General features: G+C 63.1%; 8 protein-coding genes, 1 tRNA gene and 2 pseudogenes. 5 read left to right on the forward strand and 6 right to left on the reverse strand.

Annotated features, from left to right (window positions below; translation table 11 throughout):
- Window positions 1–395: pseudogene (locus EN914_RS10720) on the forward strand (phosphonate metabolism protein/1,5-bisphosphokinase (PRPP-forming) PhnN); the annotation flags it as partial.
- 5 nt (window positions 396–400) lie between these two features.
- On the opposite strand, the gene EN914_RS10725 reads toward EN914_RS10720, so the two are convergent.
- The 3 genes from EN914_RS10725 to EN914_RS10735 all read right to left on the reverse strand — a co-directional run bounded on the left by EN914_RS10725 (window position 401) and on the right by EN914_RS10735 (window position 4,149).
- A complete protein-coding gene (locus tag EN914_RS10725; RefSeq protein ID WP_024502022.1) occupies window positions 401–1,396 on the reverse strand; it encodes an ABC transporter permease in 996 nt (331 codons plus the stop codon).
- Between the two features lie 51 nt (window positions 1,397–1,447).
- Window positions 1,448–2,992 (reverse strand): sugar ABC transporter ATP-binding protein, encoded by a 1,545-nt coding sequence (locus EN914_RS10730; protein ID WP_081714222.1) that lies wholly within the window; start codon window positions 2,990–2,992, stop codon window positions 1,448–1,450.
- Window positions 2,993–3,186: 194 nt separating this feature from the next.
- Window positions 3,187–4,149, reverse strand: coding sequence for a sugar-binding protein (locus EN914_RS10735; protein ID WP_013528381.1), 963 nt, complete (start codon window positions 4,147–4,149; stop codon window positions 3,187–3,189).
- 558 nt (window positions 4,150–4,707) lie between these two features.
- On the opposite strand from EN914_RS10735, the gene EN914_RS10745 reads away from it, so the two are divergent.
- The 4 genes and pseudogenes from EN914_RS10745 to EN914_RS39160 all read left to right on the forward strand — a co-directional run.
- Window positions 4,708–5,826: a LacI family DNA-binding transcriptional regulator gene (locus EN914_RS10745; protein WP_024502024.1), complete on the forward strand. Its 1,119-nt coding sequence runs from the start codon at window positions 4,708–4,710 to the stop codon at window positions 5,824–5,826.
- Window positions 5,827–6,636: 810 nt separating this feature from the next.
- On the forward strand, window positions 6,637–6,882 hold the full coding sequence (locus EN914_RS10760; protein ID WP_127223424.1) for a hypothetical protein: 246 nt from the start codon (window positions 6,637–6,639) through the stop codon (window positions 6,880–6,882).
- Complete coding sequence (locus EN914_RS10765) at window positions 6,839–7,231, forward strand: MAPEG family protein (protein ID WP_013528384.1); 393 nt, start codon at window positions 6,839–6,841, stop codon at window positions 7,229–7,231. The genes EN914_RS10760 and EN914_RS10765 overlap by 44 nt, the downstream gene beginning before the upstream one ends.
- Before the next feature lie 198 nt (window positions 7,232–7,429).
- Window positions 7,430–7,543 (forward strand): annotated as a pseudogene (locus tag EN914_RS39160) (DUF899 family protein); the annotation flags it as partial.
- A gap of 51 nt (window positions 7,544–7,594) precedes the next feature.
- Here EN914_RS39160 and EN914_RS10780 read toward each other — a convergent pair.
- The 3 genes from EN914_RS10780 to EN914_RS10795 all read right to left on the reverse strand — a co-directional run bounded on the left by EN914_RS10780 (window position 7,595) and on the right by EN914_RS10795 (window position 10,309).
- Window positions 7,595–7,671 (reverse strand) — tRNA-Arg (locus tag EN914_RS10780).
- 132 nt (window positions 7,672–7,803) lie between these two features.
- Window positions 7,804–8,730, reverse strand: coding sequence for a DUF1003 domain-containing protein (locus EN914_RS10785; protein ID WP_024502026.1), 927 nt, complete (start codon window positions 8,728–8,730; stop codon window positions 7,804–7,806).
- A gap of 691 nt (window positions 8,731–9,421) precedes the next feature.
- On the reverse strand, window positions 9,422–10,309 hold the full coding sequence (locus EN914_RS10795) for a D-alanyl-D-alanine carboxypeptidase family protein (RefSeq protein WP_024502027.1): 888 nt from the start codon (window positions 10,307–10,309) through the stop codon (window positions 9,422–9,424).
- Window positions 10,310–10,407: the final 98 nt, after the last annotated feature.

Consider the following 10,407-nt stretch of genomic DNA (forward strand, 5'->3'; position numbering starts at 1 on the left):
AAGCCGAAGCCGATGGCCCCTTCGCCATTTCCGGGGAAGCACCCGGCTTGCGCTCCGCCATCCCCGCCGATGTCGACTGGTCTGTCGCCAATGGCCGTGTCGCTGTCGCCAATGTGTCGCGCGCGATCATCCCCTCCTTGCGCGAACGCTATGCCAACCTGGCCGTCGTCGAGATCACTGCCTCGCCTGAAGTGCTGGCCGAGCGTCTGGCGATGCGCGGCCGGGAGTCCCGCGGCGAAGTGCTGGCGCGGCTGGCACGCAGCGCCAATGTCACTCTGTCCGGGCCCGGCGTCACCTCGATCGACAACAGCGGCCCGCGCGAAGCCGCCGGCGAACGCTTCGCCGAGGTGCTGCGCAAGGCGATGGCCTTTTCCGACATGTCGGGCCTGATCTAGGCTAGCTATTTCGCAGCCTGGCCCGCCACGCCCTTGCGGGTGGCGTCGACCATCAGCCGCCGTTCCCGGAACACGCCCCATTGCTGGTCGACCAGCACGCCGATGAGGATGACGCCGCCCATCACCGCGAAGTTGAGCGAGGACGGGATGCCGAGCAGGTTGACGAGATTCTGCAGCTCCTGCAGCAGCACCGTGCCGAGGATGACGCCGATCAGCGAGCCTTCGCCGCCGCGCAGCGAGAAGCCGCCGAGCACGGCGGCGGCGATGGCGTAGAGTTCGTAGAACTGGCCGTGGCTGGCCGGCGAGATCGAGCGCGTGTACATGGCGAAATAGATCGCCGACAGCGCCGTCAGCACACCGCAGATGACATAGGCGGCGATGACGACACGGCCGGTGCGGATACCCGAATATTTCGCCGCCTCCTCGTTCTTGCCGATGGCGTAAAGATAGCGGCCGAACACCGAGCGGTGCAGCACCACCCACATGACGATCGAAATAACGATCAGCGCGATGAAACTGTTCGGCACGCCATAGGAGCGGCCGGCGGTGAGGAATTCGAGCTCGGGAAAATTCTGGCCGAACGCAAAACCCGCCGTGCCGTCGGCAGTGTAGAAGCGGGCGACACCGCGGTAGATCAACAGGCCGCACAAAGTGACGACGAAAGGCTGCAGCTTGAGCCTTGTGATCAGCCAGCCATGCACCAGGCCGATGATGGCGCCGAGGAACAGGATCAGCACGAAGGCCAGCGGCCAGCCCACCTCGCGCACGGCGATGAAGTCGATGAACAGCGTTCCAAGCAGCGCGACCACCGAGCCGACCGACAATTCGATGCCGCCGGTGATGATGACGAAGGCCTGGCCGATCGACAGGATGCCGAACAGGCCGATCAGGTTCGAGGTGTTGGCGAGGTTGATCGGCAACAGGAAGCGCGGATTGATGATCGCCACGATCGCCCCGACCACCAGGATCAGGATCAGCAGGCCGAGATCTTTCTTGCTCATCGTCTTCTCCCCAATGCCTGAGCAGATCGCGCTTGCGCGACCCCGGCAAAACTACTTCGGCTGCTTGCCCACCGCCAGCAGCAGCACGTTTTCCTGGCTGAACCGGTCCTTGTCGAGAATGCCGGAGATTTGGCCCTCATGCATGACGGCGATGCGGTCGGACACGCCGATCACCTCTTCCATGTCCGACGAGATCATCAGCACGGCGACGCCGGCATCGGCCAATGCGCGCATCAGGCCGTAGATTTCCGCCTTGGCGCCGATGTCGATGCCGCGCGTCGGCTCGTCGAGGATCATCACCTTGGGGTTCATGGCCAGCCACTTGCCGAGCACGACCTTCTGCTGATTGCCGCCCGACAGCGTGCCGGTGCGCGTCTGCACCGAAGGCGCCTTGATGCCGAGATCTTTCTTCTGCTTCTCGGCGGTGGAGGTCTCGGCGCTTGAGGACACCAGGGAGCGGCGCGCATGCGCGGGCAGATTGGGCAGCGAAATGTTCTGAGCGATCGACAGGTCGAGCAGGATACCGGTGAGCTTGCGGTCTTCCGGCACCAGGAAGATGCCGTGCGCGACGGCGTCGGCCGCGGAAGCCAGCGCAAGCGGCTTGCCGTCGAGTTCCAGCGCGCCGCCGAGCTTCGAATCGATGCCGAAGAACACCCGCGCCAGCTCGGTGCGGCCGGAACCGACAAGACCGGCGAGGCCGAGGATTTCGCCGCGCCTGACGTCGAGATCGACCGGGCGGCCGGGATAGGCAGGGGTGCGGATGGCCTTGGCCGCAAGTGCTACGGCGCCGGGCGCACGCGCCGCTTCCGAGGCCTTCTCGCGCTCCTTCAGCATGCGGCCGATCATCAGCTTGACCATCTGGTCGTGGCCGATATCGCTCTTCGGCAAGGTGCCGGCCAGCATGCCGTCGCGCAGCACCACGACGCGGTCGGCGACGCGTTCGACCTCGTGCAGGCGGTGCGAGATGAAGATGACGCTGATGCCGTCGGCCTTCAGCGCCTTGATGACGTCGAGCAATTTGTCGGTCTCGGCGAGCGGCAGGCTGGATGTCGGCTCGTCGAGGATGACCAGCCGCGCCTCGATCGACAGCGCCTTGGCGATCTCGACCATCTGCTGCTGCGCCAGAGACAGGGTCGCAACCGGCGTGTCGGCGGAAAAATTGGCGCCGACGCGCTTCAAAAGCGGCGCCACCATGGTGCGCAGCTTGGCGCGGTCGACGAGCTTGAGCGGCCCGGCGCGCAACGGCTCGCGGCCGAAGAAGATGTTGGCGGCGACGTCCAGATTTTCGAACAAATTGAGTTCCTGGTGGACGAAGGCGATGCCCGATCCCAGGCTGGCTTCGACGGAGAGCCTGTCATGCGCGGTGCCGTCGACGGTGATCGTGCCGCTGTCGGGCCTGGTGACGCCGCCGAGGATCTTCATCAACGTCGATTTGCCGGCGCCGTTTTCGCCGACAAGGCCGATGACCTCGCCCGGCCTGACCTCCATGGAGAAGCCGTCGAGCGCGACGACGCCCGGATAGGTCTTGCGCACGTTCTCAAGGCTGAGGAACGGGGCGGTCACGGATGCAGCAATGGATGTGTCGGAATAATTCATCATGCCTGACAGCGATTGGCGGGCCAATTTCTGAGCATGATCTCTGGACAAAACGGTTTCCCGTTTGTCCGAGAACCGGCTTCCACTTTTCGGGATCATGCTCTTGGCTTTTGGCAGACTGACGATCCTCGCGGTGTTCGTCAATGCGAGCAGCCGGCCCAAGCGACGTTGAGCCGGCTGAACTGCTTCAAGTCTTAGTTTCCGGCCATCGCCTTCAGATTGGCGGCGTAGGCGTCGACGTCATCCTTGCCGATGATCTTGGTCGGGATGATGATGAGGTTGCCTTCCGGGATGCCCGACTTGTCGCCCTTGAGATAGGCAGCCATCAGCTTCATGCCCTGATAGGCCCATTCGAAGGGCTGCTGCACGACAGTGGCGGCAATGGTGCCTTCCTTGACGCCGCCCAGCGTGATCGGATCGTCATCGAAGCCGACGACGGTGATCGAGCCGAGCTTGCCGGCATCGCGCAGCGCTTCATAGATGCGCGGCGTGTTGTAGGAGTAGAAGCCGACCATGCAGGTGACGTCGGGGCTGGCGACCAGCGCGTCCTCGACATTCTTCTTGGCGCGCGCCTGGTCGATGTCGTCGCCGCGCACGTCGATCAGCTCGATCTTGGTGCCGGCCAGGCCGTCCTTCATGCCTTGGATGCGCTCCTTGGCATTGTCGGCGCCGAGCAGGCCGACGAAGCCGAGGCACTTGCCGCCATTGGGCATCGCCTTCTTGGCGATTTCGGCCGCCTGCTTGCCGGCATCGACGTTGGACGAGCCGATATAGGCGACGCGCTTGGTCTGCGGCGCGTCCGAGTCGGTGGTGAACAGCGCGGTTTCCGAAGCGATCTTGTTCAACCCATCGGTCGAGGTCTTGGGATCGACGGCCGAGACCATGATGCCCTTGACGCCGGCGGTCACCAGATCGTCCATCAGCCGCTGCTGGATGGCGACCGAGGACTGTTCGGGATATTTGAGCTCAAGCGTGTAGTCGGGCAGTTCGCCCTGCGCCTTCTTGACGCCGGCTTCGGCGGCCTTCCAGAAATCGGAAGCGCCGTTGACGACGAAGGCCAGCGTCGGCTTGTCGTCGGCGCGCGCGATTGCCGTGGCCGACAGGCCAAGCAGCAGCGCGGTCGCGGCTACGGATGCATTGCGTATCAAGGATTTCATGTTCAACCTCCCGTTTGGCTCAGTCGTTGGACCGGCCGATCTTGCACTGACCTGATTTGCCGTTTGCAGCGTGGACGCCCTCCTCCTCAAAGGGGTTCCCGGCACCGAAAGAATGGCGTCGTTCCAGCCACGACAGCGACCTTAGAGACTCATCCTTCATTCGTAAATAGTCCGATTTGTCTGACATATCACATATCCGAGACAAGGCTTGCGGAGATAGGATCCGCTCGCCACCGGGCCATTTTTCGTACTCTCCCGTCGCCCCGGACGTGACCGGCCGGATGCGACGATTGACGGTACAGCGCATTTTTGTATTAGTAAACAGTATTAGTTCCGAGCCAATGCCAGCGGTTTCGCGGTGTGCCCGCCGGCGTGCCGCCCTCACCGCTGGGCAGCCGCCCAGGCCTTTTGTTAATTGAGCTTTCGCTTGTATGGAGATGCGTGGCGGATGGACCTCCGGCATACTAATAGTTATAAACGAGCCTGACGTTATTCCGATAAATCGACGGCGTCACGCCACCTTGCCGGCCTGACCGGCCAGCCAGACTGGGATTTGCCATGAGCGAGACGACGGATCGGGCCAGCGACACGGCGAGGCGGCGCAAGGCGCCCGCCAAGGGCGCCAAGGGCCGCGTCACCATGATCGATATCGCCAGGGCCGCTGGCTGCTCGCAGGCGACCGTGTCCTTCGTGCTCAACAATTCGCCAGGGATCAAGCTGTCGCAGCAGACCCGCGAACGGGTGATCGAGGCCGCACGGACGCTTGGCTACACCGCGCCCGCTTTCGAGGCGCTTCACCCGGCATTGCCTGCCTTCGAGGGGCCCGCCTTCGAAGGGCTGGACGGGGTGATCGGCTTTGCCGTCGACCAGCTCGCCACCAGCCCCGAAGCCGTGGTCGCCATCGAGGGCGCGCGCCAGGCCTCGTGGAATGCCGGCAACGTGCTTCTGGTGGCGCAGACGCTGGGCGATTCCGTCATGGAGCCGCGCGCCATTTCAGCGCTGACCAAGCGGGGCATTTCGGCGCTGATCTACATGACCATCTTCACCCGCGAGATCACGGCGCCCGACTATCTCTACGGCCTCGACATCCCGGTGATCCTGCTCAACTGCTACACGGCGGACTACGCCTTCCCTGCCGTGGTGCCGAGCGAGATCGCCGGCGGCCAGAGCTCGACCCGCCATTTGATCAGCCACGGCCACCGCCGCATCGCCACCATCACCGGCGAGCCGTGGATGCAGGCGGCACAGGACCGGCTGAAGGGCTACCGCCGCGCGCTCGCCACGGCCGACATTCCGTTCGATCCCGAGCTGGTGGTCGAGGGCGACTGGTCGGCCAGCGCCGGCTATGCCGCCACCGTCAAGCTGCTGGCACTCAGGGACAAGCCCACCGCCATCTTCTGTCAGAACGACCGCACCGCGATCGGCTGCTACGAAGCGCTGAAGGAAGCCGGCCTGCACATTCCGCAAGATATTTCCGTGGTCGGCTACGACGACGAGGAAATCGCCAGGCATCTGTTCCCGCCGCTGACGACCTCGATCCTGCCGCACATGGCGATGGGCCAATGGGCGATCGAACAGCTGGAAGCGCCGGCGGCGCCTGGGCGCGGGCGGTACCCGATCACGAAGCTGGAGTGCCCGCTGGTGGAGCGGGAGAGTGTGAGGGGAGTGGTGGGGTAACGCGACTCGGCGGGCCAGCGCTGGCTTACCTTCGACCGTTAGGGAAACCTGACCAGTGGGACGAAGAGCTGATGGCGGCAATGCAGACAATTCTTGCGCGGAAGGGGGGTCAAGGTCGAAGCCCGAGACATTCATTCCCATTGGTGCAACAGACCGGCACGGTTGCGAATTTGGGGTTGGACACGCCGTGCCGGCCAGTGCTGGACACCCCAGCCCGATTACGCTACCGGCACAACAGGAATCCAGCAATTAAGCCTGATGGTCTAGATCGCGAGTGCAGAGCCTGTTCTCGCGCTTCAGGGGGCCTTTTTACCACGGGCATTACTTCTCCTCCGGGCAGTCCAGCAGCTTCGCATGGCGATGCATTTCTTCGCACCCGTCCGACAAGGCCGGGCTTGAACCATTCCGCCTTGTCTTTCTTCAGGCCTTCGGCACTGGTCCGCTAACCTTGCCCTGCACGCGGTCCCACAGGCAGTTGCGTCTGCCGAACTTGAAATTGAGGTTGACGGAGCCGACTTGCGGAATCGGCTGTCGTTTCCTGGAGAAAGCAAAAAGCCCGCCACCTTTCGGCAGCGGGCTTTCCAAAACTGTAACTCTCTTGGTTAATCGATAATCCCGGATGAGCTGGGCGAAGCCGTCACTGACGACAGTCGCTCACGCTTCGTGAAAACGGGCTTCTGATAGATTTTCTTCATCGACATTCCCCTTTGCCAATAATGTGTCACTCTTTGCCTTCCGCCGGGCAGCGTGTCAATCGCGCAACAAAATGCCGCCACCTTTCGGCAGCAGGCCGGTCACGGCGGTATGTCGATGGCCATCACCGCCTCCACGGAAGGAACGCTGATGGCATTCCAACTTGCCCATCGTTTTCGGATGATTAACAAAAAGGGCAATTATGTAACTGACAAACCCGGCTCTTATTGGCGCTGGCTGTCAGGAAAGATCTGCCTGCGCCTTGCCCTTGCCGATAACCTTTGCTTGCCTACTGTCCCGACCATGAGAGGAGGCAAACATGGAACGGCTTTACCCGGTAGCTCTCGTGACGCTGTTTTGTAGCTTGATGATATTCGGAATGGCGGTGACGGTCGCGAGAACCCACAAGAAGACTGGCATACTGGCGCCCGCAATGACCGGCGACCCGCTCCTTGAACGAACCATCCGGGCACATGCCAACGCGGTGGAATGGTTTCCTATCTTTATGCCGTCGATGTGGCTGTTCGCGATCTACTGGAATGCCGCGTGGGCTTCCGGCCTTGGGCTGCTCTGGATGATAGGTCGGATTGCATATTTCGTAGGGTATCGCACCGCGCCCTTGAAGCGCTATCCCGGCTTCTTCGTCCAGTCGATTGCAGCCTTCGCGCTGCTTTTTGGCGCTCTGGGCCGGATCATCTATCTGATGCTCTAGGCGCTCCCCAGCCGCGGGAGAACGGCACAGTACCTCATAAGTGGAGATAGGGCGCACCCACTCCGGTCGGTGTCGGGTCGGTAACATTGCTGGACGCGTTCGAGGGGCGCCAAATGCTCATCGCCTCCTATTACATGTGGTTCGACGGCCGGCCGGCAGCCGAGCAATGAGGGGTGCACCTTCTTCACGACGCAGGTGGCCCATTCGCGGGCTCGCGACACCCTCGCCGCCGAACGCTGGCGGTTGCCCTGGCTGGCGGTTGAGAAGAATTATGCCTTTGAAGGGCTGAAGGGCCGCGTGAGCCTGCTCGACCGCAAAGCTGCCTACGACAAACGCAGTGCCCCGAAACGGTCCCGAAATCATTGGCGCACCCGACAGGATTCGAACCTGTGACCTCTGCCTTCGGAGGGCAGCGCTCTATCCAGCTGAGCTACGGGTGCTTTCCGGAATCCGGAAAACGAACCAGCCGGTGAACCGGCAAGTCACGGCTTCTTAGCGGAAGCGGGCGCGGGCTTCAACGGGCAATTGGCGATTGGCGTAGCGACTTGGGCCGGGTGCGTCCAGGCTGCGGCCTATGAGGTTCCCGCCCCCGCCTTCACCGTCCGCCTTCCACGCACCGCCCGCTTCGGCTTCTTGGCGCCCGCCAGTTCGTGCATCGCGTCCAGCTGCATCTGCTGCATTTCGGCCAGGCGCGTCCATTGGCGCGAGATGAGGTAGTCGAGTTTTTCGTGCAGATGGCGCACTTCGAGCTCGGCCTTGAGGTTGACGCGGTAGTCGTTGAAGGAGCGCAGGCGGTCCTTGGACTCCTGCCGCCGCTGGCTCATCATGATGATCGGCGCCTGGATGGCGGCGATGCAGGAGAGCAGCAGGTTGAGCAGGATGAAGGGATAGGGATCGAAAGCGGCGCTCATGCCGGCGACCAGATTGATGCCGATCCACACCAGAAGCACGCTGCCGAACGAGATCAGGAACCACCAGCTGCCGCCGAAGGCCGCCATGTTGTCGGAGACGCGGTCGGCGAAGGTGCGGTGCTCCTCGAATTCTTCTTCCGAGTTTTCGGAAATCGTGTCCTGCCTGGCGATCGATTCGACCACCTGGCGGTCGAGCTCGGAGAATTCGCCGTGCTCCTGCTGCAGCAGCTCCTCCATATAGCGCATGCGGTAGCGGCCGAGCTCGGCGCGGCTGATGCGGGCGCCGGCCGGCAGGTCGGGATGGTCCGAGCGGATGCGGTCGGCGAGGCTCGGGCGCAGCGTGTCGATGCGCACCAGATCGCGCTTGCGGAATTTGCGGCCCGATATCGCCGACGGCTTTTTCTTCGGCTTGCCACGGTGGGCGCCGGGGCCTGCCGGTTCGGAGTCCGGCACTTCGGGCGTGTCGAAGTGTTCGTCCGATACCGGATCGGCCTCCAGCTCACCGACGATCGGCGCCTCGAAATACTCGCCGCCGTCATCGTTCTGATTGTCTGCCGCCTGTTCGGGCGTTTTGGGGACGGTGCTCATGGTGGGCTCCTGAGGGTGCTGGGCGACGATAGACAGAGGTGGCGGCGCATAGCCAGCGCCGGGCACGGATTTCGCAGGCCGGACAAGTGTTTTTGATCGGAGAGGCGATGTGGCTGACTGCGGCTCGCCCCTCAGGGAGGGTGGAGACGTTCGAAATTGGCCGGAGCGGGAAGAACTTGCCCGATGTTTGCGCCAATCACCCCCCTCTGTCCTGCCGGACATCTCCCCCTCAAGGGGGGAGATTGGCTGTTGTCCCGGCTTTCGCCAATTTCCACCGTCACAGGAGTGAGCGGAGCGCCGAAGCTGCCAATCTCCCCCCTTGCGGGGGTTGAGGAGCGGTCCGCGCAGCGGGCGGAAAGCCAATTGCTTGGCTTTCCGAGCGACGAACATCCGGCAGGACAGAGGGGGGCGCTGTCCCGCCAACGTGCACAGGTTCTGCAGGGCGGCGGGCAACAAAAAACCCGCCTTGCGGGCGGGTCACGTTTCCAGTCGATCAATTGGCGCGACTCAGCACCATACCGAAAATAGAGCATAGCTGCCCTCAGGGTCAAGAAAAAATTCCTATCGACATCCATCCCCGCGCAGCCAAGCGCGATGCTTTGCTACCGGCAGCTCGCCCTTCGCAGGCTCAGGGCGTTCGTCGTTCAAAAAGCCAAGCAATTGGCTTTTTGTCCGCTACGCGGACCACTCCTCACTGCTCGGCGAACATCAGCCTAGTCTTGGCGCCGTCCGTGGTCGGCGACAGGCTGCGCTGGATCAGCGCTTCGACGTGGTCGTTGCGCTGGCGGGCTGAGTCGGCGCCCATCACCACGACGATCAAATTACGGCCGTCGGCATTGTAGGAGGTGACGATGTTGAAGCCCGACGCCCTGATGTAGCCGGTCTTGATGCCGTCGACGCCGCGCACGCGGCCGAGCATGTCGTTGTGGCCGCGCACCAGCCGGCCGCGGAACATGAAGTCGCTTTCGGAGAAATAGTGGAACTGCTGGGGAAAGCGCTGATGCAGCGCCATGCCGAGCACCGCCATGTCGCGCGCCGTCGTCATCTGGCCATCGTCGGGCAGGCCCGACGCGTTGCGAAAGGTGGTGCTGGTCATGCCGAGCTGGCGCGCGTTGGATGTCATCATGGCGGCGAACTGATCCTCCGAGCCGCCGAGATATTCGCCGACCGCCACTGCCACGTCGTTGGCCGATTTGACGACGATGGCGCGGATCGCGGAATCGACGTCGATGCTTTCGCCGCGCCGGAAGCGCATCTTGGTCGGCGGCTGCGAGGCGGCATGGTCCGACACCGGGATCTGCGTCTGCTTGCTGACGCGGCCGGACTCCAGCGCCTCGAACAAAAGATACAGCGTCATCATCTTGGTCAGCGAGGCGGGGTAGCGCTGCGCCGTCGAGCTGACCTCGAACAGCTGCTTGCCGGTCCTGGCGTCAACGACGATTGCCGCATATCTCTGCGCCGGCGCGGGCACGGCCAGCACGCTGTCGGGCGGCGTCGTGGCGCAGCCGGCCAGCAGCACCAGCAGGGCTAGTGCCGCAAAAACTCTCTGGATGAGCGGAAGGGGGCGCAGGTAGGACAAGGGCTGGACTGTTCTGGGTCGGCTGTTGCTGAGATGAGACGACGCTAACGTAACGCGGCTGTTGCGTCCATTTGGTTAATGCCGGTTAGCCCCAGGAT

The sequence above is a fragment of the Mesorhizobium sp. M7A.F.Ca.CA.001.08.2.1 genome, from assembly GCF_003998455.1.
Lineage (GTDB): Bacteria > Pseudomonadota > Alphaproteobacteria > Rhizobiales > Rhizobiaceae > Mesorhizobium > Mesorhizobium ciceri.

Bases quoted from the DNA above. Each gene is read 5' to 3' on its own strand.
- EN914_RS10725 (WP_024502022.1), bottom strand. From the start codon at position 1,396: ATGAGCAAGAAAGATCTCGGCCTGCTGATCCTGATCCTGGTGGTCGGG.
- EN914_RS10730 (WP_081714222.1), bottom strand. From the start codon at position 2,992: ATGAATTATTCCGACACATCCATTGCTGCATCCGTGACCGCCCCGTTC.
- EN914_RS10735 (WP_013528381.1), bottom strand. From the start codon at position 4,149: ATGAAATCCTTGATACGCAATGCATCCGTAGCCGCGACCGCGCTGCTG.
- EN914_RS10745 (WP_024502024.1), top strand. From the start codon at position 4,708: ATGAGCGAGACGACGGATCGGGCCAGCGACACGGCGAGGCGGCGCAAG.
- EN914_RS10760 (WP_127223424.1), top strand. From the start codon at position 6,637: ATGGCCATCACCGCCTCCACGGAAGGAACGCTGATGGCATTCCAACTT.
- EN914_RS10765 (WP_013528384.1), top strand. From the start codon at position 6,839: ATGGAACGGCTTTACCCGGTAGCTCTCGTGACGCTGTTTTGTAGCTTG.
- EN914_RS10785 (WP_024502026.1), bottom strand. From the start codon at position 8,730: ATGAGCACCGTCCCCAAAACGCCCGAACAGGCGGCAGACAATCAGAAC.